This window comes from Halomicronema sp. CCY15110 (genome assembly GCF_016888165.1).
Lineage (GTDB): Bacteria > Cyanobacteriota > Cyanobacteriia > Phormidesmidales > Phormidesmidaceae > Halomicronema.
Genome location: NZ_JACSWC010000159.1, coordinates 1 through 24,137, shown reverse-complemented (window position 1 = coordinate 24,137; position 24,137 = coordinate 1). Strand labels below are relative to the sequence as shown.

Annotated in this window: 11 protein-coding genes; 9 read left to right on the top strand and 2 right to left on the bottom strand. The window is 54.0% G+C overall.

Annotated features, from left to right (window positions below; all coding sequences use genetic code 11):
• Nucleotides 1–332: 332 nt before the first annotated feature.
• The 3 genes from JUK32_RS03745 (at nt 333) to JUK32_RS03735 (ending at nt 10,779) form a co-directional block, all read left to right on the top strand.
• The gene (locus JUK32_RS03745; protein WP_204137513.1) at nt 333–3,929 is read left to right on the top strand and encodes a filamentous hemagglutinin N-terminal domain-containing protein; all 3,597 of its coding nucleotides are present in this window, start codon (nt 333–335) and stop codon (nt 3,927–3,929) included.
• A 205-nt stretch (nt 3,930–4,134) separates the two neighbouring features.
• Entirely contained in the window at nt 4,135–6,948 is a 2,814-nt protein-coding gene (locus JUK32_RS03740) for a filamentous hemagglutinin N-terminal domain-containing protein (RefSeq protein WP_204137512.1), read from the top strand.
• 96 nt (nt 6,949–7,044) lie between these two features.
• The gene (locus JUK32_RS03735; RefSeq protein WP_204137511.1) at nt 7,045–10,779 is read left to right on the top strand and encodes a filamentous hemagglutinin N-terminal domain-containing protein; all 3,735 of its coding nucleotides are present in this window, start codon (nt 7,045–7,047) and stop codon (nt 10,777–10,779) included.
• Nucleotides 10,780–10,851: 72 nt separating this feature from the next.
• On the opposite strand, the gene JUK32_RS03730 is transcribed toward JUK32_RS03735, so the two are convergent.
• Entirely contained in the window at nt 10,852–12,942 is a 2,091-nt protein-coding gene (locus JUK32_RS03730) for a S8 family serine peptidase (protein ID WP_204137510.1), read from the bottom strand.
• Nucleotides 12,943–13,208: 266 nt separating this feature from the next.
• Here JUK32_RS03730 and JUK32_RS03725 point away from each other — a divergent pair, with 266 nt between their 5' ends.
• From JUK32_RS03725 to JUK32_RS03700, 6 genes are all read left to right on the top strand, one after another.
• The gene (locus JUK32_RS03725; protein ID WP_204137509.1) at nt 13,209–16,763 is read left to right on the top strand and encodes a filamentous hemagglutinin N-terminal domain-containing protein; all 3,555 of its coding nucleotides are present in this window, start codon (nt 13,209–13,211) and stop codon (nt 16,761–16,763) included.
• A 170-nt stretch (nt 16,764–16,933) separates the two neighbouring features.
• A complete protein-coding gene (locus JUK32_RS03720; protein WP_239112296.1) occupies nt 16,934–18,616 on the top strand; it encodes a ShlB/FhaC/HecB family hemolysin secretion/activation protein in 1,683 nt (560 codons plus the stop codon).
• A gap of 312 nt (nt 18,617–18,928) precedes the next feature.
• Entirely contained in the window at nt 18,929–19,492 is a 564-nt protein-coding gene (locus tag JUK32_RS03715; RefSeq protein ID WP_204137508.1) for a hypothetical protein, read from the top strand.
• A 204-nt stretch (nt 19,493–19,696) separates the two neighbouring features.
• The gene (locus tag JUK32_RS03710; protein WP_204137507.1) at nt 19,697–20,356 is read left to right on the top strand and encodes a response regulator; all 660 of its coding nucleotides are present in this window, start codon (nt 19,697–19,699) and stop codon (nt 20,354–20,356) included.
• Between the two features lie 20 nt (nt 20,357–20,376).
• Complete coding sequence (locus JUK32_RS03705) at nt 20,377–22,284, top strand: CHASE2 domain-containing protein (RefSeq protein ID WP_204137506.1); 1,908 nt, start codon at nt 20,377–20,379, stop codon at nt 22,282–22,284.
• A gap of 297 nt (nt 22,285–22,581) precedes the next feature.
• The gene (locus JUK32_RS03700; protein WP_204137505.1) at nt 22,582–23,418 is read left to right on the top strand and encodes a DUF928 domain-containing protein; all 837 of its coding nucleotides are present in this window, start codon (nt 22,582–22,584) and stop codon (nt 23,416–23,418) included.
• 109 nt (nt 23,419–23,527) lie between these two features.
• On the opposite strand, the gene JUK32_RS03695 is transcribed toward JUK32_RS03700, so the two are convergent.
• Nucleotides 23,528–24,067: a Fic family protein gene (locus JUK32_RS03695; protein WP_239112297.1), complete on the bottom strand. Its 540-nt coding sequence runs from the start codon at nt 24,065–24,067 to the stop codon at nt 23,528–23,530.
• Nucleotides 24,068–24,137 lie beyond the last annotated feature (70 nt).

Genomic DNA, 24,137 nt, shown 5'->3' with positions numbered 1-24,137 from the left:
GCTCAGGAAATTTGAGGCCATCTTTCAGGGATGGTCACTAGCCCAGGAGGGATTTATGTGTACTTAGTAGCCTTAGAAAAGGAGAGGAACCGGAATCTTGTTAAACCTCTCCTTGAGTAAGGAGAGGTGCCGCAGGTGGTGAGGTTGCCCTACTGTCAGCCACCATTACTGAATCTGAATAAGGTTTCTTCAGCGGTCTTGCGATCTGTCGCAATTGGGCACACACTACAAACTTTTATGATGAGCCACAGTCAGGCTACTTTCCTCGCCGCTGACTCCCCGCTAAGCTGACGACATAAAATTTCTCTAGCTCACTCGTTTTTTGTCACAACATGAACGACCCATCAGGCAAAGAGGCCCCCAGAGCCCCGCAGCTATCCTCCGCGAATTGGCCGAGACGGTTAGGTACTTTACTCATCACGGCATCACCTTGGTTACTTGCTGGGGCCGCGATCGCTCAACCGATCCCAGACGACAGCTTAGGCGACGAAAACTCCATCGTCACCGACGACTTCGTGAATGGCTTGCCCGGTTTTTTAATTGAAGGAGGGGCGCAGCGATCGCAGAATCTGTTCCATAGCTTTTTAGAGTTCAGCATTGATGAGGGACAGCAGGTTTACTTTGCTGATCCGCTGGGCGTCGAGAACATCTTTTCCCGCGTGACGGGAGATCAAGCTTCGATCATTGATGGGCTATTGGGCATCGCAGGCACCGCTGACCTGTATTTTTTGAATCCGCATGGGGTGATGTTTGGCCCTGACGCCAGTTTAGATATTGCCGGGTCGCTGTTTGTCAGCACTGCTGATAATTTCACCTTTGCCGACGGCACGACCTATGCTGCCAATCCTGAAGCGGGCGATTCGATTTTGACGGTCAGCATTCCCCTGGGCTTGCAGACGGGGGTACCGCCGCAGGGCGAGATTCGGAATGCGGCGAATTTGCAACTGCCTGCTGGCGAGTCATTGACCCTATTGGGCAATCAGGTGGCGCAGACTGGGGCGATCTCCGTTCCGGGTGGCACCGTGCGAATGCTAGGCGATCGCGTACGGCTAACCGATACTGCGGAACTGGATGTCTCTGGCGAGCGGGGCGGGGGGCTAATGCAAATTGGGGGCGATTTTCAGGGGCAGGGAACGTTCCCCACCGCCACCCAAACTCAAGTGGAGGCGGGGGCCACCTTGCGGGCCGATGCGATCGCCCAAGGCGACGGCGGCACCATTATCGTCTGGGCCGATGACACCACTGAATTCGCCGGGTTTGCCAGTGCCCGAGGGGGAGCGATCGGCGGTGATGGAGGCTTCGTTGAAATCTCCGGTCTGGAATATCTCAGTTATCGAGGGGGGGTCGATACCCGGGCTCCGCAAGGCCAGACGGGGACGCTATTGCTCGATCCGACGAATATCGAAATCGTGGATGGGGGGGCTGACACCTTTAACTTAGATGACGTCGATGAATTTGATGATCCGGATTTGGGGCCAGGGGCAACTACCCGAATTGATGCAACGGCACTGAATGCTGCCCTGGCAAACGTTAGCCTGCAAGCCACGCAGGATATTACCTTCAATGCTGACGTGACCCTGCTGTCTCCAGGGGTCGGGTTAACGGCAGAAGCGGGCCGAGACATCACCCTGAATCGCTCGGTGCAGGCCACTGGTGGTGGGGAAATTCGCTTCATTGCCGGGCGCAACCTGACCTTGAATGGCGCGAACGCCTATGCTTGGACGTTTGGCGAAGCGGCGAACTTACAAGCTGGTAATACGGTTTCGCTACTGGCGGGAGCCCAAGTTGATACGTCGCCTTTTTTCGGGGCCGCTGGCGATGTGACCGTGAATGCTGAGCGATTGGTACTGACAGATGGCGCTCAGTTAATTTCCGGCGCTTTTGCGGGAGGGGCGAATGGGGATATTGTTGTCAATGCTGATGACGTTCAATTATCTGGTATTGGCACTGACCTGTTTGGCAACCTGACAGCCACCGCTTTACGCAGCAGCAGTCGAGACATCCTTGATGCTAACAAGGCTGGAGACATCACCGTCACTGCCGAACAAGTTCAGGTATTAGCAGGTGCAACTATTGGCGCTCCGAGTCTGAATGCGGGGCCAGGGGGGACTGTCCGCATTACCGGCACTGACTCTATCCAGGTATCTGGTTTTACCGACTCGGCCCAAGGCTCTTTTATCAGTGGTATCTTTGCCTCCGGCAACTTCACTGGCGATGCGGGTACGGTGCGCCTACAAACGCCTCGCCTGACGGTTGACGGGGGTGCGGGAATCGCCGTCAGCAACATAGGGACAGGACAAGCGGGCGTGATCGACATTCGTGCGGCTGAAGTCGATATTGCTGGCGGTCCCTTTCTAGAGCCTCCGGCGGGTTTGGTGGCGCGGACCCTTGGCCCTGGCGATGCAGGTCGAGTCATCATCGCCGACAGCGATCGCGTGACGTTGCGCAATAGTGGCAGCATCGATGCTTCGTCGTTAGGGTTCGGTAATGCCGGTGTGATTGATATTCGGGCAGCCCAAGTTGATATTGTTGGTGATCCTGCTTCTAACCTGCCAACTCAGCTGTTGGTAAGTTCTATTTCTAGTAACGCAGGCACCGTCTCGATCTCAGAAAGCGATCGCGCCAGCCTCAGGGGCGGTGCGGCGATCGATGCCTCTTCAGGACTTGGCTCTGGGGGCAGCATTGAAATCAAGACTACCGACTTTGCCTTGACTGAGGGCAGTCGCATTCTCAACTCCAATGTCTTGGGTGATGTGTCGGGACCGATCAATATCAGTGCGACGGATGGTGACTTGCGTGTAACCGGTAACAGTTCTATTCAGGGAGACAACTTTAGCGATGGACTAGGTTCCAATATTGTGCTCAATGCTGCCCGACTAACAGTGGCCGAGGGGAGTACGGTTACGGCTTCCAATTTTGGCAATGGACGCAGCGGTAACGTTGATATTTCGACGACCGAGTCAGTCAGCATTTTGGCGCTTAGTGCGATCAGTACGGCGTCGCTATTGGGCACCAGCAATGGGGGGAATGTGATCGTCAGATCCCCGGCGGTGACTGTGGACAACGCCGCGATCGAGGCAAACTCTTTTGGAGAGGGGAATGCGGGCGCAATCTTGATAAGTGCCAACGACCTCACCATTCGCCATCGGGGTGAAGTGGCCGCTCGGGGGATTTTCCCAACCTCCGGCACCGGCGACATCACCATCAATGCGGGCACCGTGCAGCTGGAAGATGAGGGCAAGATTATTGTCTCTGCCCCTTCGACGGACGGCGGCAGCATTTTTCTGACTGCTCGCGATCGCCTGATCCTCCGCCGTCAATCTCTCATTTCCGCTAATGCGGGCGATCCGCTCGGCCTGATTGTTCCACCATCTGGCACGGGCAACGGCGGCAACGTTACCATCAATACCCCGTTTATCATTGCCTTTCCCGAGGAAAATAGCGACATTACGGCTAGTGCCTCTCTGGGTAACGGTGGCAATGTATCGATTACCGCTCGGGCGCTGTTTGGGATCGAGTTTCGCGATCGCCGCACCCCGCTCAGCGACATCACCGCCACCTCAAACTTTGGCCTCGATGGCACGGTCAACATCGCTACCGCTGATACCTCTGGCATTGAAAATAACCTATCCGAGCTACCCGATTTGCCTTTGAGTACCGACTTGCTGGTGGCGGGCAGTTGCCTCGTGGCTGACGGCACGGCGACGGGCAGTTTTGTCGTCACCGGGGCAGACGGGTTGCCGACCAATCCCAACACGGGGGCAATTTCCGCCTTCCCCACCAACGCTGTTCGCACCGCGGCTAGCGATGGGGCAGAGCCTGCTGCCTGGCAGCCCGGCGACCCCATCCAAGAACCCTCTGGCGTGTACCAACTCAGCGACGGTCGCCTCGTCCTCAGCCATGAGTGTGACTATAGTGCGGTGGAATAGTGGGAGAGTCCGGTTCTTCAGTGGCTGACGGATGATGCCCAGTCTTGCTGTGGCGGCATCCCTACTCACATTTGCGCCTTGCATCTATTCATCCATCAGGAACCTCTACCGCGTGAACCTCAATCCACTCATCTCAGCGCCACTCCCCTGGCGAGGGCTTAATCCATTTGTCAATCAAAAATTGGCAACGGTGCTCTGCGCAGCGATGCTGGCCTGGTTCCCTGGACAAACAGCCCTGGCCCAGCTCATCCCCGATGACACGTTAGGTGCGGAGAGTTCTCAAGTGATTCTGGATGCAGGCGGCTTTCCCCTTGACCTGATTCAGGGTGGGGCCATTCGCGATCAAAATCTGTTTCATAGCTTTGCCGAGTTCAACATTGACGAAGGGCGCAGCACATATTTCATTGTCCCGGCGGAGGCGATCGCCAATATTATTTCCCGCGTCACGGGTGACAATCCTTCCAATCTGTTGGGCGTGCTCGGCACAGTCACAGCCAACGGTGATCCCACCCCAGCAAATCTCTATTTCATCAATCCCAACGGTATCGTGTTCGGTGAAAACGCCGAGCTCGATATCAGCGGTTCGTTTTTTGCTTCCACCGCTGAGGCCATTCAGCTCGGAGATGGCATTTACAGCGCGACGACACCCGAAACCAGCAGTCTGCTGACGGTGAACCCCAGTGCGATGTTTGGCAATTATCTAACCGCTGCTTCCGGTGATATTACGAGTCGCGGAGAACTGGCAGTGGGCGGCAGCCTTACGCTGGCCGCCAATCGCCTCGATTTGGGCGGAAGTTTGCTGGCTCCAGAAGCCCTGACGCTGCTGGCTAGGGGCGATGTCGCGATCGCTGACAGTATTATCCTGACGCTGGAATCAGGGCCACAAGACGCGATCGAGGAAAACATTCTGATTCAGGGCAACACGATTTCAGTGCTGGATAGTGTGCTCGTGGCATCCTTTCAAGCTGGGTTGAACAATGCTGATGCCACTGCCAATGTGCTGCCAATTGGCGGCAATGTAGAGCTGCGGGGCAATCGTATTTCCGTGATCGACAGCATTTTGTTCACGGCGGGCAACCGAGGTCAGCGAGGAGATGTTCACTTAACTGCAACAGAGACAGTCGATCTGGTCGCGACTCAAGATCAGAACTTTGGCCTCACCAGCCTCATTGACGGCACGGGGCAAGCAGGTGACATTGTGATTACTGCTGCCAACTTGAACGTTGTCGATACCAATAGCGAAACCAATTTCAATCACTTTAATCTTCTGACCACCGCCTTTGAGGGGGGCAACAGCGGCAACATCATTCTTGACGTCAAAGATACCGTTCTCTTAGAGGGCAATTCCATCTCAACCGTAGCCAGCGTCGGCACGTCCGGCGACATTCGGATAGCCACGACCAACTTGAGGTTGCAGAACGGGGCAACTCTGCAAGCCAGTACTGTTGATGGCAATGCGGGCGATATCACGGTGACCGTCAGCGATACGATATCGATGAACGGGTTTGGTCGTTCGCCGGTGATCGCTCCAATTCTTAACGCGCAACCGAGTGCTATTTTCGCGACGGCGACGGGCGATCGCGGGCAAGCCGGGAATATTCAAGTCACCGCCAACCGCTTAGTGCTGGAAGATCTCGCTGGCATCGTTGCCAATGCCGATGGCCTCGGACAAGCAGGCGAAATTCAAATTATCGCGACTGAACTGCAGCTCCTCAATGGCGGGAATATTGCCTCCAACGCTTCCGGCAGCAGTGCAGCTGGCGACATCAACCTGGCGATCAGCGGCACGGCCACATTCGCAGGCGGGGCAGTCAGTAGCCTCAATCCCAGCGGTGTCTTGAATGCCAGTGGCGTATTTAGCCGCACCTTTGATGAGAGCAGCGGCGGCAGCATCAACCTCAATGCCAACCAGCTAAACTTGCGCGATGGGGCCACCATCAGCACGGCAAATTTTGGTTCGGGCGAGGGCGGTGATATTGTGCTCAATGTTGCCGAAACCGTTGTGTTGGAAGGCATTAGTCCACTGAATCAACGGTCAACCAGCACAGTTGACAGCAGCACCCTGGCACTTGGTGATAGCGGCACTATCCGGATGCAGGCGACTGGACTGACCTTGCGCGATGGGGCCATCATTGCTAGCGGTACCGCTGGACAAGGCAACGCCGGACCACAAATATTCGATGTTGAGCGGCTTGAAATCTCGTCTGGTGGCTTGTTTGCCAATACCTTTGAAGGGTCTACGGGCAATGGCGGCGGCATTATTGCCAATACCCAAACACTAATTCTTGAAGATGGTGCTGTGATCACCAGCCAGAGTCAGGGCACCGGGGTGGCAGGGCCAATTATCCTCAATGCTTCAGACCTGCTGCTGCTCATCAATAGTGATATTTCGACGGTGGCGACTCAGGCATCTGGCGGTGACATTGCGGTCAACACCGCTGAAGCCGCTGAACGAGGTCTGGTGGTGTTGCTGGGTGATAGCGACATTACCACTGAGAGTTTTGGCGATGGCGGCAACATTACCCTCTTGGGCACAGCGGTCATTGCCTTTGATGACAGTGACATCATTGCGCGATCGCAAAGTGGGCGCGGCGGCAATATCACCCTGACCAATTTCTTTAGTGAAACGATTCCCCCCGACAATCAGCCACCCTTCGACGGTGACGGGCAAGTGGATGTCAATGCCGATGGTCAGATCGCCGCCGGGACGATTAGCAGTCCCGACACCAGCTTTGTGGAAAACAGCCTGAATGAATTGTCCGGTGACTTGGTGGATACTGCCGCGCTCACAGCGGGTAGCTGCATTGCCCGCAGCGAGGGCACCGAAGGCTCCTTTGTAGTGACTGGGGGCGAGGGACTACCACAGCGACCGGGGGGCAACCCCATTGCGGTGTATCCCACCGGCACCGTACAGACGTTGCCGGAACCGACGCCTGCCGTTACCCTGCAGGAGCCCCAAAGTGTCTATCGCCTAGCTGACGGTCGCCTCGTGCTCAGCCATGACTGTCAGCAGCCGTAACCTGGTCGAGAACACTGAATTTAAAGAAGACATCAAATATGGGCAGAAACACCAGTGCTACAGTCAAGAGCGGACACTGCTCTTCTGGCTGCCACCATGAAATTTACCGTCACCCGTTGTCTGCTCCCCACCTCCGGAGCCGTGGTGCTCAGCTGGCTGACTCCCCTGCACGCCCAAATCACTCCCGATGCCACCTTGGGCAATGAGAATTCTCAAATCACTCCCGATGTGGTCTTGCAAGGAGAACTCACCGATCTGGTCGAAGGCGGGGCAGCACGGGGCAGCAACCTCTTCCACAGTTTTGAACAATTCAACATTGATGCGGGACAGCGCGTCTACTTTGCCAATCCCCTCGGCATTCAAAACATTCTCAGTCGTGTCACCGGCGGCGACCCGTCCAATATGTTCGGCACCCTCGGCGTCGACGGTTCTGCCAATCTCTTTTTCGTGAACCCCAACGGCATCGTCTTCGGCCCCAATGCCACATTGGCTATTCCCAGTTCATTTCACGCGACGACCGCTGATGCGATTTCCTTCGGCGATGCAGGGTTCTTTAGCGCTACGGTACCGGAGCAAAGCACATTACTGACGGTAGACCCTAGCGTCGCCTTCACCAATTACCTAAATGCGAACTCTGGCGACATCACCAGCCAGGGACAGCTAGCGGCGAATGGCGACCTGACCCTAGCGGCGCATACCCTAGATTTGGTCGGCCAAGTGGTGGCGGGTGGCGACCTGACCCTCCTTGGCCTTGACACGGTAAAAATTCGTGATGCGATAGCAACGCCATTTATTAGCTTTGCCGGGGGTGATCTTCTGGTGCAGGGCAATGAGCAGGTTGATATTGTGGCATTGAGTCACCCGTATAGCAGTCTATCCAGCTATGGAAACCTGGTGCTCAGGTCGGCCAACCCGGTAGCTGGTGACGCTTACTACTGGAGTGGCGGTAGCTTTCGCGTGGAGACCTTGGCAGGAGAAGTGGGTGATCTCTATAGCCCGATCGACCCCATTATTCGATCGCGGGGCGATGTTGAAATTGGTCTTTACTCGGGTGGGTCGCTGCATATCTTAGCGGGGGGCTCGGTCTCACTCAACACAATTGGCATTATCGCCCCGGATCCGGGCACAGCAGGAATCGACTTTTTACAAGAAACCATTACTCTGACTGATGGCACTGTGATTGAGATTGATGGTGGCGCTCAGCCAACGTTGGATGTGCGAGCTGGGGTTGATCCGGCTGCGGTGGGAAGCATCCCAATACCGAATCCGCCGGGATTTTTTCCCGCACTGGGGCTACAGATTGGCGATCAGCCCGCTAGTGCAGATATTGAGGTGGCCTATGTCAACATGGCAGGGGCCAATGGTCGCATCTTGTTGACCAATCAATATGAGCCCAACTCCAATCTGACGGGTGATATCACGATCACAGGCCGCAGCACATTTTTCGGGCAGTCTGGCATTTTCGCTTCCCCCCAACTGCCGATTTTGGGAACGGAACCAGGCGATGTGTATATCGACTCGCGCCGTCAGGTGCAGGTCATCGATAGTCTGCTCCAGTCCTCTGGGGTCGGGGGAGCAGGCGATATTGTGGTGAATGCGGCTGACACGATTCGACTCGAGCAGACCACTGGTACTACCGCCATTGTGGCTAACCTGAACCCCGGACGGGTTGGTGTAGGCGGCAACATTCGTCTCACCGCCAATGATTTAGCTGTGATTGGCGGGGCTCAGATCCAGGCGGGGACGCTGGGAACGGGGAATGCGGGCGACATTATCATCGACGTGATCGATCGCGCATTCTTTGACGCGGGCACCATTGCCAACTCCGTCGCTCCTGGTGGGGTGGGCCAGGGTGGCAATATTCAAATTACGGCAGGCACGGTCGAATTGCGTAACGGGGCGGCCTTGGTGAGCCGCGCCTTTGGCACGGGGGATGCGGGCAATATCACCGTAACTGCCCGCGATCGCGTTAGCTTTGACCGCACCAGTTCAGCCAGCAGCCGCGTGGGCAATGGCGCTACGGGCAATGGCGGCAGTATCAACATCACCGCCGATGCCCTAGAAGTGACTCGTGGCTCTCAACTCATTGCTTTGACGAACGGCACTGGCGACGCTGGCAATGTCATCATCAACGTCACTGAATCGGCTATTTTTCGAGAGCGCAGTCCTGATGGGGCCTTTACGAGTTCAGTTTTGGCCCAAACCGGGGTAAATGGCGTCGGCAATGCTGGCGATATTCGTATCACTGCTAACGCCATCGAGATTGATGACGGCGCTCAGCTCATTGCGGGGACCGAAGGCAATGGCAATGCCGGAAATGTAAGGATCACTGCTCGAGAGTCCATTCTGCTCGAAAATGCCAGCGGCAGTTCCCAAAACCGTAGCGGCATTTTTAGCTCTGTCGAGTCTACTGCTGTGGGTGATGGGGGAAACGTCAATCTGACGACCGGCAGCCTCACGATTCGCAATGGGGCTCAGGTGCAGACAAGCACGCGGGGCAACGGTAGCGCCGGAGACGTGCGGCTGACCGTGGCGGATGCCGTTCAGCTAGAGGGCACGAGTGTCGATGGCCAGTTGGCTAGCGCCATCCTCAGTGAAGTGGACGAAACCGCTGTCGGTAACGGTGGTGATATTGATGTGGTCACGCGATCTCTGACCGTGCGTGACGGCGGCAATATTTCTGCCCGCATCGCTGGTAATGGTGATGCAGGCAACATCACGATCGCGGCTAGGGAGCGCGTCAGCCTGCAAGGAGTCAGTGTATTAGGCCAACCTACGACAATTGCGACTGGCAACGAGCCGACAGCGATCGGACGGGGCAACACGGTTCGCATCACCGCCCCTAATTTGCAGATTCTAGACGGCGCAGTGATTGAAGCCAGCACTAGCAACGCTCAACGCGGTGGCGCAATTGTGCTCGACCTCAACGAGCTGGCGATCTTGGGGGGCGGTCAAGTGGTGTCGAGCAGTTTGGGTACGGGCACGGCGGGCAATATCCGGCTCGATGCGAATAATGGCATCCAGATTGCGGGTCGTAATCCGAATTTTGGGCAACAGGCCGCTCAAAATCCCGCCCTGGGCGATCGCCTGTCCGCCTCCAGTCGTTTATCGGTTCAGTCTGACGCCAGCGGGGCGGCTGGCAACATTGTGATTGGAGCCAGAGGCACCACACCGGATCTGGTTCTAGATCAGGGGGGGCAAATCATTGCCGAGTCGGCGGCGGTGAATGGGGGCAACATCACGCTGAGTTTGACGGAGTTGCTGCGGCTGCGCAATAACAGCTTGATTTCGGCCTCGGCGGGCACGGCCCAAGCCCCCGGCAACGGCGGCAACATCACCATTAACGTGCCCTTCATCATCGCCGTCCCCGAAGAAAATAGCGACATTGCTGCGGATGCCTTTGAGGGCACGGGGGGCAACGTCAACATCACCGCCCGAGGCATTTTTGGCATTCAGCCTCGCCCTCAGCGAACCCCCCTCAGCGACATTACCGCCAGTTCGGAGTTGGGCATTAACGGCACGGTCAGCCTCACGGTGTTGGACACGGGCTTCATCGAAAACAACCTGTCCGACTTTGACGACAACCTTGTGGATACGACTGCGCTGACGGCGGGGAGTTGTATTGCCTCCAGCGATACCGCCGCCGGTTCCTTTGTGGTGACGGGGAGTGAGGGGCTGCCCCAGCGACCAGGGGGCGACAACATTGCGGTGTATCCCACCGGCACCGTGCAGACGATGCCTGAATCCACGCCAGCCACAACCTTACAAGAGCCCGAAAGCGTTTACCGTTTGGCAGATGGTCGCCTCGTGCTCAGCCACGAGTGTCAATAATTGATTGCAGATAAAGACAGCGTGAACTTTGTGTCTAGTTAACCCTGCATGGTTTCGCCTGGGAGCAAGCCGTTAAACAAGCCCGATCCAGTCAGCCGCGATCGCCTCCAGTAACAACTCCCCCGTCAAAACATCCGTCGAGCGATCAGAATCAGCACGGTCAAAGCGCTGCAAGTCGGGGAAGATATCGTCGCTAGCATCGAAAGCGGCAACAACCATCTCAAGTAAGGGAGTCGACTTCAGCAGAGCAGACTCTATCAGGTCTACAGAGCCTGAGTCTACGGTGGAGGGTAAAGCGCTGATTGCAGCCTCAGAAATGACGGTGCCAGAACGATGCCCGCCTAGAGCAGCGTCAATGTGGTCTACATCAGATGCGTTACCGATCTCACTCTCACCTATCGTCGCCTCATTGAAGCCCGTGTCCTCGAAAGCCGTCATGCCAACAGTCTCGATTCCACTGATGGTCGCCGAAGATGACAGAGCACTCTTCTCAGAGAGGCTGTCCATTGCCGACCAAGCGTTAAATTGTCCTGGCAAGACCAGCGCACGACGGACAGCCGCATCCGCATTGACAAAGCCATGCCCGTATACCAGATCATAGCCTGAAGCCCCCAAGTCATAAGCGGTTTCCGCCAATACTTGGTGAACTTGAATGGCTGTTAGGTTAGGGTTAGCACTCCAGACGAGGGAGGCGACTCCAGCAACGTTGGGCGCTGCGGCGGAGGTACCGTTAAAGTCAGTATCGGTGCCAAAGGTCGCGCTCCCCCAAGTGCTGGTCGCTTCTGTTGTCCACACTTCTGACGGTCCCATAATCGAGAGACCCGCGCCATAGTTTGAGCCCCAAGGATCTTTACCATCACTACCGTCGTAATTAATCCGCTGACCGGGTGTTGTGGAGAGGCCGTTGCGATCGCTCAACCCCCAGGAAGCCCCTACTGCCATCACATTGGCGTACTTTTGGGCCAACGTCGCAGGATTACTGATGAAGCTAGTATTTTCATTGCCGCTAGAGATCACAAACAGAGCATTGTTTTGATTGTTGGCGACGACCGTCTCTAAGGCATAATCCCACGGCCCACCGCCCAAACTCATATTGATAACGGCCTTTTGGCCGTTGCCATTCGCCTGACTGATCATGGCCTGGGCGGCTGCCGCCAGGGAGTAGTCATTCCAGTCGCTCCCTAAGACGTCAATGTGAAAGACATCCGAATTCCAGTTAATGCCACTCGTCCCGATGCCGTTATTGGCAGTTGCAGCCATAATGCCCTGCACTCCTGTGCCATGAGAATTCGGAAAGGGAAAATCATCCGCAACGTTATTGACAAAATAAGTCGTGTCCCGGAGATCAGGATGGAAGTTACCAAAAGCATTGACACCCAAGCCAGTATCTTGCACACCGAGCAAAATATCGTCGGTGCCTTGAGTAAAGCGCCAGGCATTTTGCACTCCCATCATGTGCAGGTTCCACTGGTTGCTGAAGTCGGGATCGTTAGGGTCCACTGACAGGTCAATCCATTGGTCAGCAAATTGAATACCGTCGAGCCCCTCAAACAGCACCTGAGCACCATTCACAAAAGTGAGAGTATCCATCAGTCGGGCACCACTACCGGGATCAAATACCTGCTGGCTCCAATTGGTGACCACGGAAGAATCGTAGTTCGACAGGTCTAAGTAGTCGTAATAACCAGCTCCGTAATTCACATTGCCATTGCCAGAAATCACCGTTCGGGACGTATTCAACCAATTGGGCGAGAATTGATTCGCCCAGAGCGTGCCCACCATGAACTGATGAGATTGAAAGTTGGCAGCGCTGTGAGTCAGATTGACGCCCGCCTGACCGATGAGATCGTCGGCACTGTCGGTGTTTAACGGCGTTTCCACAGCCGTGGCGCTAGAGCTGTGAAAAGCGGGTGCGAACAGCTCAGAGCGATTGAAAGGATCGAGTAATGAGCCGGATGGATCGCTGGAGACAGAGGCATAGATCGCGTGAGTCATATCGAGACTGGGCTCGGTAGACATCGCCTGATCGTGCTGCCTGAAAGTAGGCTCAATCCCGATCACATCAGATTGAGTGGGCATCAATGCCAGCTCTGAGTGGTTGAGTTGACCAGCAGTGGGGGCGAAGGTTTCTTCCAACATTTCGAATTCCTTGGTGTACAGCACAGCGGTTGTGTCGTTACCAAGAACAATAGGTTTTGCTGGCTGAGCACCCGTTTCCTCATCCGGTCAAGTTGCGGTAATTGACTGCCCAATCGCGTTGCCGCTTTCAGCCAATCGTGATCGCCCTTTTCTGCCAATCCTCGGATCTAAAGGTCTCCTGACTGGTCACTGTATGCCCCTGATTGCAATGGCTTGACCGCGATCACCTGCCTCCCAAAAAAACCTGTGTTAAAGTTCATCGTGACTTCCACCTACCCCCGACCCAAGTCATGTCCATCTACCTACCTCGCCTCGCCCCCTGCGTTGTCGCTTCTCAGGCCATCACTGCCACTGCATCAATCCTTGCGCTTGGCGCTACAGCCCCTGCCGCACTGGCTCAGCTCACCCCCGACGCCACCCTGGGGAATGAAAATTCGGTCATCAACAATGGGGCGATCGTGGGCGGTGAGGTCACCGACCTAATCGAAGGCGGCGCAACTCGCGGCGGCAACCTCTTCCACAGTTTTTTAGAGTTCAATATCGCGGACGGTCAGCGGGTCTTTTTTGCCAATCCCCTCGGCATTGAAAACATCCTCAGCCGCGTCACGGGCGGCGACCCCTCCAATATTTTCGGCACCCTCGGCGTCAATGGCCCCGCCAACCTCTTTTTCCTGAACCCCAACGGCATCGTCTTTGGCCCGGACGCAGCACTAGATGTTGGCGGTTCCTTTGCCGCGACCACGGCTAGTGGTGTGCGATTTGGTGAGATTGGAACCTTTAGCGCAACTGACCCAGAATTACCGTCTGAAGTACTCACGATTGCCCCATCTGCTTTCTTCTTCAACCAGATAGAACCCGCTGCGATCACTAATGAATCTCGAGCTCGTCGCTCTGGACTTGATCCTTCTGGGCAATTTGCGCCCTTCGGCCTGCGAGTCCCTGATGGAGAAAGTTTGTTACTGGTAGGCGGCAATGTAAATATTGCTGGTGGAGGTTTGGCAGCCTTTGGAGGAAATATAGATATTGGCGGATTAGCCACCGCTGACAGTATCGGGTTAGAGAGAGAGAATGGTCGTCTTAATCTTCAATTTCCTGAATCAGCAAACTTAGCCAATGTATTACTTACAAACGATGCTGGCTTGATTGTGACAAAAGATGCTGCAGGAACTGTTGCAATTACTGCCAGAAATTTGCGTTTATCGGAAGGCAGCTCTATTCAAGCAGGCGTCCTTGGCGGTCTGATTTCCGTGGAAGATATACCAGGTTCGATCAATCTCGTTGCTACTGAAAATTTAATCATCGAAGAGAATAGTGAAGTCTCCAATGACGTATCCATAAATGCTTTAGGAAATTCTGGCAACCTTACACTATCGGCGCAAAACTTAAGTATTAGAGATGGGAGCGATTTATCTGTTTCTACACGTGGGCGCGGAGATGCTGGAAAGATTATCATCCATGTACAAGATACGATGGTCTTAAGTAATGGAGAAAATAATGACAGCTTTATCTTCAACAATGTGTTGAGAGGTGGAGAAGGAGACACAGGAGGAATAGAGATTTACACAGGTTCTTTAGAGATCCTTGATGGAGCCCAGATGCAATCTGGAGTATTCAATGGTGGTCAAGGAAATTCTGGTGACATTGTCATATTTTCTAATAGTGATGTGATTGTCGATGGAACAGAAGATGTAGATGATCTCAACGCTTCCTCTAGCGCTATATTTACTGGAATAACACGAGGAGGCATTGGGAATGGCGGTGATTTCAAGATAACTGCTCAAAACGTTAACGTTACTAATCGTGCACAGCTCATATCTCAAACAGCGGGAGTTGGTAATGCTGGAAGTATCATCGTCCGTGCTCAAAACAATATTTTCCTATTAAATTCAATTATTATCTCTGAGGTCGTGGAACGGGCAGGCAATGGTAATGGCGGCAACATCATTCTTGAAGCCGAGGTTGTAGAACTCATCAATGGTTCATCGCTTTTAGCTGATTCTGAGAATCAAGGCGACGCCGGAAACATTTCAATTACAGCATCTGAAAGGGTCATACTCCGTGGTAGAGGACCAGGCGCGAATAACCCGGATACAATAGTTCCTAGTCAAATTTCTTCAACTATAGAATCAGATGCTATAGGTGAGGGTGGAGACATCAGCATCACTGTTGGCCAGCTATCTATTAATGACGGTTTTATTAGCTCCAGCACTTTTGGAGAGGGCAACGCTGGAAACGTAACTGTTGCAGTTGACTCTCTTGATGCCTCGAACGGTTCTCAGATTTTGGCATTTGCTTCTGGAGTAGGTAATGCTGGCTTGGTCTCTATTGACGCACAAGGTTCAGTGGTCTTTCAAGGTAGGGATCAATTCAATCGACCAAGTGGAGTTTTTAGCGGTGTTAATGAAGGTGCAAATGGTGACAGTCAGGGAATCGAGATTGAGGCAGGAGCTCTTTCAATACTTGAACGTGCTCAACTTGTCTCTTCTACTGAAGGAAATGGTAATGCTGGTGATATTTCTATTAAAGTTCAAGGAGATGTTTCTCTGAATAATTCAATTATCCTCACCGAAGTGACTGAAGATGTTGGCAATGGCCGTGGAGGTAACATCTTTATAAGAGCTAATACCTTGGATTTGGTTAATGGCTCCTCTCTTCTAGCTGATACCGAAAATATTGGTGATGCTGGGTCTATATTCATTGACATTGTAGAAAGCATACGTTTGTCTGGTCGAGGGCCAGGCGCTAATAATCCAGAAACGATATTACCTAGTCAAATTACAGCCACGGTAGAAGAGCAGGCTGTTGGCAATGGTGGAGATATTGATATTTCCGCTGGTTTTCTCACACTTACGGACAGCGCTTTTGTGCGAACCAGCACCTTTGGTCAAGGGCCTGCCGGAAGTATGAATATTCGGGTTGGTTCGCTCTCAGCATCGGGCGGAGCTGAAATTGCAACTCTGACAAAAAGTTCCGATCCTGCCGGAGATCTGACCATTACAGCCGCTAATGAAGTTTTACTTAGTGGTCAAGCTGATAGTGGCCCGACAGAAGTAACGAGTGCATCGCGAGGTGGAGCTCAGGGAGATGGTGGTGATACCTTTATCACTTCTCCATTGATACGAATCACTGATGGGGCAAGACTATCGGCAGTGAGTGAAGGCATCGGAGCAGCAGGCAGTGTGAATTTAGGTATCACCAGACTTGAGGTTTTTGACGGCAGCATTGAGACAAATGCAGCGCAGTCTGAGGGTGGAGATATTCGCGTCAATGATTTTGGTGGCGAGCCTTCAGGTATCGTTATCCTTCGCGGCGATGGTGATATTACGACCGATAGTTTCGGCAACGGCGGCAATATCACTTTGAATTCAATAGTCGTGGCGTTCGATGACAGCGATATTTTGGCCCGTTCCGAAGATGCCAGAGGCGGCAACATTACACTGGGGCCTTTGTTCAGTGAGACCTTACCAATTGGTGCCGTTTCACCAGTTGAAGGGAACAATCGCGTTGATATTAGTGCCGATGGACGTATCGCATCCGGTAATATTTCGACGCCTGATGTCAGCGCAGTCGAAAACAGTTTGAATGAATTGTCCGGCGATTTGGTAGATACCGCTGCGCTCACAGCCGGTAGCTGTATTGCCCGCAGTGATGATGCCGAGGGCTCCTTTGTGGTGACAGGTGGTGAGGGACTGCCCCAGCGACCGGGCGGCGACAACATTTCGGTGTATCCCACCGGCACCGTGCAGACCGTCCCCGAGACCGCCGCCGCCAATACCTTGCAAGAGCCTCAAAGCGTCTACCGCCTCGCTGATGGTCGGCTGGTGCTGAGCCATGAGTGTGAGTAGGGTTGATGGCCTGGCTCCCCCATCAACGTCGAGCCGATTGTTGGCGTGGTTGCCATAGCAGCGAGCGGAAATCAGCGCAAAATTTCCTAGCTGCAATGGGTGAATTTCGCTAAGCTTGGCTACCAAATCTGCCCCCTTGGTGTGACCCAAACGAGGTCACCTTTAGCCCTATGAATCGTGCACTCTACCGTGTGACATTGCTCATTGGTGCCTTGATTTATGGCGGTGACCTGCCAGCCAGCGCGCAGGCGCCGCCCGACCCAGTGCAAGAAAGTCAACGTGGTCCCTTCGAGCCCTTACCGCCCCTGCCGACGCTACCCGAAGCCCCCGACGATCCCATTGAGTTCGAAGACGAGCCGACTGCGACCCCCGAACCCGAAGACGTCACCCCCGTCTCCTTTTTTGTCGAAACCATTCAGGTCGAAGGCAACACCATTTTTCAGACCGAAATTGACGACCTCACCGGTCAGCTCGAAGGCCGAGACGTCACCCTCGAAGAACTACTGCAACTACGCACTGATATCACTGACTTGTACATCAGCAACGGCTACATTTCTTCCGGGGCCTTTGTGCCCACTAATCAGGATCTGGACGATGGCGTAGTGCAGATTCAAGTAATCGAAGGGTCAGTAGACCAGATTCAAATCAACGGGCTCGACCATTTGCGAGACAGCTACGTGCGCGATCGCGTCTCCCTGGGCACGAGTTCCCCCTTGAACGTTCGCAGGCTGGAAGAGGCGCTACAGCTATTGCAAGTCAACCCGCTACTCGCAACGGTGGATGCCGAGCTCACAGCGGGCAGCGGCCCTGGCGAAAACGACCTGATCCTCGATCTGGTTGAAGCCAATCCCTTCTTTGCCAACTTTGGTGTCGATAACGCCCGCGCCCCCAGTATTGGCTCGTATCAGGGATCGATTGGTTTGAGCAATGCCAATGTGCTGGGCTTTGGCGATCGCCTGTCTGCCGGTTACGACATCACTGAGGGACTCAACACCTACGACGTTAACTATGCCTTCCCCGTCAATGGCCTCGACGGGACGCTTTCCGTCGGGTATGAAACAGCCGAAAGCAACATTGTGGATGAGCAATTTCGCGCCGCTGGCATCCGCAGCACCAGCGAGACCCTCTCCTTCAACTTTCGGCAACCGCTGAACCGCTCCCTGACCAACGAATTTGCCCTGAGTCTCGGCTTTGACCTGCGTGAGAGCCGCAGCTTTATTTTGGATGACATTCCCTTTTCCTTTTCCGTCGGGCCAGAAAATGGGGTGTCGCGAGTGCGGGCCATCCGCTTTGGGCAAGAGTGGGTGAATCGCGATATCAACTCCGTCTTGGCCGCGCGATCGCAGTTCAGCATCGGCCTCGATATGTTCAATGCCACCGTTAACGATAGCGGCACCGATGGCCGATTCTTCTCCTGGCTCGGTCAATTCCAATGGGTCGAGCAATTTGCCTCGAATAACCTGCTCATTACCCGCATCAACGCTCAACTCACCGCCGATTCGCTACTGCCACTTGAACGGTTTAGTATCGGGGGCGTTGACACCGTGCGCGGCTATGCCCAAAACCAACTCGTGACCGACAACGCCATCACCGCCTCAACTGAGTTTCGCTTTCCCGTTGCCGAGGGGTTGCAGTTGACGCCCTTTGTTGACGCTGGCGGCGGGTGGAATAATGACACGCCGGATCCCGATCCGGCCTTTTTACTGGGCGTTGGCCTAGGATTACGGTGGCAGTTTGAAGACGCGCTCAACGTGCGGCTGGACTATGGCATTCCCCTGATTTCGCCCGGCGATCAAGGCAACTCTCTACAAGAAAATGGCTTCTACTTTTCGATCAATCTCCAGCCATTTTGATGCCCGCCAGCTTCAACACTGGTCTGACCAAAGTGGAGAGTCGCCCCGTATCGTCCAGAGAGCGATGCCAGGGGTGTGGTTAAGCACAACCTTAGGACCAGTGCATTGCCGAAACCGGCAAACTAGATGGCCTAAATTAACTGTCGCAGTTTGAAGAAAAATACATAAGCTAGAGCCATGATCTGTGGAGTTCACCGTCGATTGAGCCCTGACATACCAGATTGCTCTGAGCTGCTGCGTTGGTGGCATCGTCATCAGGTTCAGAGCCTCAACGAATTTTCAGATGATATCCGTAACGGCTTACTGCAGAACTTGTTCACAGTACGTCGGCAAATGGAATTGTCTTGTCTGACGCCAGCAGAGGCGGGGGAACACTGCTGCGGTCAGCACCTCACTGAGCTGGAAAAAATCTACGACCAGCTGGAACAACTGAGCAGTCACTTATATTCCCCCTACTTAGAGGATTCTCTGCCCCTCGCTCTGGAACATGCTCTACAGCCTTGGCACAGCCAGCTGCCACTCCATTGCCAGTTGCCCTCCCAGTGGGAGATGGAACCCATTGAACAAAACCGCTTACTGATCAGTTTCACCCAAAGTTTGCTCACACAGTTGACCCAGACCACCCCCCAGCCCCATCGCTGTGACATTGTGCTGACGCAGACCGGCCACGCTAAACAGCTGCGGTATCAGATCACCTACGACTTCAGGCCTGCACCTGAACTCTGGCAAGCGTTATCGACACAACTCGACCCCTTTCTCAAAACCTTTCAAATTTTCACCGGAGGCGACTATGAGCAGAGATTACACCCCCAGGAATTTGACTGGGTGCTTGATTGGGGCAGCAGTTTCCCCGTTCCAGCAGCGCCGAGCCATTAAGTGGGGGAGCCCCATTTGCCAGGGGGAAACGTCGGGACATGAGCCGATGGCTGCAGTCAATCATTTATCCAACCGTATCCTTGCCTGCCCAGCGTCACTTCTAAATCCCTGACACGTAAGCTTCAGGAGTCTCAACAATCCTTTAGATTAATTTTTGAACCCCGTTTTGATTTTTGTAGCGACAACTATCTTCGAGAACTAGAGATGACTTCTACCGATGCTTTGACGCTACTGATAGTTGACGATCACGAGTCTGTGCTCGGCAGTACCATCAGTGTTTTACAGCAAACCTACCCCCAGGCCAACATTCATACGGCCATGACTGCCAAAACGGCCGACGAAGCGCTCCAGCGGGAGCTGCCAGATTTGCTGGTGATGGATTTGTCCATTCCGGCAGCGCCTGGCGACCCATCCCACATTGAGTCAGGGATTGATTTGCTGCGGACTATCATGGAAACCTATCCCGAGCTGAACATCGTGGTGCAAAGCGCCCACGTGCGATCGCTCATTCGCCTCCGCCCCGTCATCGATCGCCACCAGGGAGGATTTACCATTGCTGATAAGGGTTTGCCGCTTAAGCAAATGCTCGAAAAAGTGGATTGGTCTCTGAAAGGGCTGATTTACACCCCCCGCGACATGCGAACGGGGATGGAAGTGAAACCGGAGTGGCTAGAAGTCTTGCAACTAGCGTTTAAAGATGGCCTGCAAGATAAAGCGATCGCCGACCAGATGAACGTTTCAGAACGCACGGTGCGGCACTATTGGAGCAAAGTCAAAGATGTTCTGCAGGTCTATCCCGAAGACGGTAAAAATATCCGCATCCAGACCGAAATCCGAGCTCGTGAAGAGGGCCTAATCGACTAGGCATCATCATTGCAACTGCCATGACTCAGTCCGAAAGCACATCTCACTGGCCTCGCCTCCCGCCCTATCGTTGGCTTCGACGGTTAGTTCCAGGAGTCACGATTGTCACGCTGATCATTTTGGCGCGGATGATGGGTCTGCTGGAAGTTGCCGAATGGAAAGCGCTAGATCTGTTTTTACGCTGGCGACCCACCGAACCCAAGGATGAAAGACTGCTGATTGTCGGCATTAACGAACAAGATATTCAGCAAGTCGGGCAATATCCCATTCCAGACGGCAAGCTGGCCGCCTTGATCACCACGCTGAACCAACACCAACCACGTGTCATTGGCGTTGACCTCTACCGTGGACTGCCGATTGAACCGGGTAATACCGCGTTGACCGAAGTATTTGCCTCGTCGCCAAACGTCATCGGCATTGAGCGTATTGCGGGTGTTGTGAGTGATGTCGCTACGCCTCCGGCTGTCTTGCCCCCAGAGCAAGTCGGCATCGTGGACTTTCCGCTCGATGCCGATGGATTTGTGCGCCGCACCTATTTAGGTACCCTGCCATCGGCGGATGCCATTGACCCAGATCGCTTTCGATTTGCGCTCGCCCTGCGGCTAGCCGCGCAATATTTAGCCTCCGAAGGACTCACGTTAGACAATGGCCGCCGCGACCCGCGCAATATGCGATTTGGTGAGACTGAGTTTCCGAGCTTTCAACGCACTGACGGGGGCTATGTGGAGAGCGATGCCGAGGGCATTCAGATCCTGATCAATCCCCGGAGTGGTGAAAGGCCGTTCGATATTGTCTCAATGACCGATGTTTTACAGGGACGCGTGGATGCCGAACTCATTCGCGATCGCGTGGTGCTGATTGGCGTGACTTCCCTCAGTGCCAAAGATTTAATCAATTCTGCGTCCATTCAAAGTGATAACCCCAGCCTCGTCTACGGAGTTGAGGTCCATGCCCATGTCACCAGTCAGATTCTCAGTGCGGTCTTAGCGGGTCGTCCGTTGATTCGCGTATGGCAGCCTGCCTGGGAATATCTTTGGATCATGCTCTGGGGAGGCTTTGGAGTTTGCCTGCTTTACCTCAAGCTCCCAACTTTAAGGCACGCGATCGCCACAGTGCTGGGCATTGCTCTCCTGCTGACAGTTTGCTTAAGTGCCCTATGGGGCAGCGGGTTATGGCTAGCAGTGGTGCCCCCGTTGGTCGCTTTTTCATTAGTCTCACTGCCAGGTTTCGTGCTGTATGAGACGACCCTGAGAGAGCGCATTGACGAACGCCAACAAATTATTGAACGTACCTATGACGCCATTCACAATGGCCCGCTGCAAACCCTGGCGATCTTGCTCCAAGCACGAGAACAGTTAGATCCTGCGGTCAGTCAGCGGCTAGAGGGGCTCAATCACGAGATTCGGACGATATACGTCAACCTGCTGCAAGAGTCGCTGCCCACCGCCGAAAAGCTCCAGCTTAATAGTCAAAAAATTGTTGACCTCCGCAGTCCGCTGTCAGAGGTGTTGTACGAAGTTTATGCCGCGACGCTGAGTCGAGATTTACCAGGGTTCGACTCTCTCAAGCTGCACATCATTAAGTTCGAGCCGTTGGTCACCGAAGGGTTGTCTTCTGATGATCGGAGATCGCTCTGTCGCTTTTTAGAAGAAGCGCTCTGCAACGTGGGCAAACATGCCAACCATCCCAAGCGGTTGACGGTTACTTGCATGGCCACCGAAACCGAAAACCTCATTCTGGTAGCTGACAATGGTAAAAACCCGGGTTCGAAGGAACCCAAAGGAGAAGGACACGGTACAGAACAGGCCCGCTCCCTAGCCCGCCGACTACGGGGCAAGTTTCATCGTGACATCACCGCAACGGGCTCCACCTGCGAAATGCGCTGGCCCTTAACCCAAACCAAATCGGTTTGGTCGTGGTTACGATAGCCAATCTTGGCAAAATCTCCGTCAAAACCGGAAACCTGATTGGCGTAAAAGGGCCTTGTGAGCTTGCCTATGGTTACCTATCGTTGAAGACATTAGCGACACCTGAAGTTACCGACTGGAGGCAATAATCGCCGATGCCGATTTGAGAGCATCACCTTAGCCTTAGTTTTTGCAAAGTTCAGTTTGTCGCCTCACATGGGAATGCATTTTTTGTTCAAATCTTATGTATTTATACTGTGAGGGATGTATAAATACTGAAACATCTCAGTATTCAATGGCCCCAACCACCAATCAGCAATGAATCATCTACCTGTTCTGCGCTCTCTTTTTTATCTAGGCGGTACTGTCAGTTTTCTCATCAGCAGTACCTGCGACTACGGGGCGATCGCCCAGTCTGAAGCAGAGTTTGACCCATCAGGCTCGCCGGGGCGCCCCAGCGGCCCGATTGTGCCCGGGGGAGCGAACACCGATGACGATGACTTTGACTTTGCTGCAGAGTTGCGGGTCTACAGTCCCCCGTCTGATCTCAAAAATCCCCGTGAAGACCATACGGGCGGCGGTGTCCTGGGATGCGGCGATGAAGTGGCCGCGATCGCGCCCCGGCTCAACTCTATCGGACGGACGGCTTCCAGCAATCCCACCTTTGTTTGGTACAACTTCAGCGATGACGGTGATCCCATTGAGTTTCAGCTCTATCGCTATGAGGATGATGGGTCGTTTGAGATCGTTGATATTGAGCAATACGACACCAGCCAACGCGGGTTTATGGCCTATACCTTGCCCCCTGAGGTGGATGAACTCGAAGTCGGTGAAGTGTATCTGTGGCAGGTCGTGCTCTACTGTGATCGGGAGTTTAATGAGCCGGGGCAATACACCTCTGCCGAAATTGAAGTGGTAGAGCTGCCAGCAGACTTAGCGACAGGACTGCCTGAGGACGCTGTTGATAAAGGCCGGGCTTATGCTGGAGCGGGGCTGTGGTACGACGCTTTTGCCGAAGTCTATGATGCCGAGACTCCGGAAGCGGAAGCGCTGCGCCAAGACTTGCTGCTTGATCTGGCTGATTTAGAAGCTCAATTGGATGAACCAGCGATCGTAGACCTGAGTGAGCAATTGCGCGAAATCGCCGACCTGTAAGGTTAAACTCATCGTCGGGGTCGCCCCCGACGATGAGTTTAACCGTCACTCGGTTCAAACCCGTTCAGACTGATCGGCTCCTTGACCACGGGTAAAAGTCGCGAAAGGGCTAGTCAGACTGATTCGTCTCCTGGTTCAGAAAGGTCACTAGCTCCTGGTAAAAGGGCTGACCTTTACTCCGGCTATCCGCTGCACTGGCAACCAGCGTTAGCGTTTCGACAAAGGACTTGCGAACGGCTCCAATGACAATTTCTAGCAGTGGCCCAATGTCGTCTTGAGAACTTTGTCCCTGAACCAAAGCTTCGATGTACGCCTGCCGTTGTTGATTGGCAATAATCGCAATTGGGAATCCGGTCCTCATCAAGAGTAGATTCATCAACAATCGACCGGTTCGTCCATTACCATCCCGAAATGGGTGAATCGAGACAAAGCGATAGTGGGCTTCTGTCGCCGCTACCACAGGATGCAAGTTCGTGGCCTTTGCGGCTAACCATCCTACAAATTCACTCATCAGTTCTGGCAGTTGATAATGCGGTGGATAGACATATTCAGTCCCAGCAGCTTTGACATCGAGCTGGCGATACTGTCCGGCTTCGGCGGGGGAAATTTTGCGCAGAATTAAATTGTGAATTTGTCGAATTTCCGGCATTGTCAACTTAACTTTCCGTATCTAAAATCGAGCACTAAATTCCCGTCCATCGCCTTCGACAGCAGCGCTA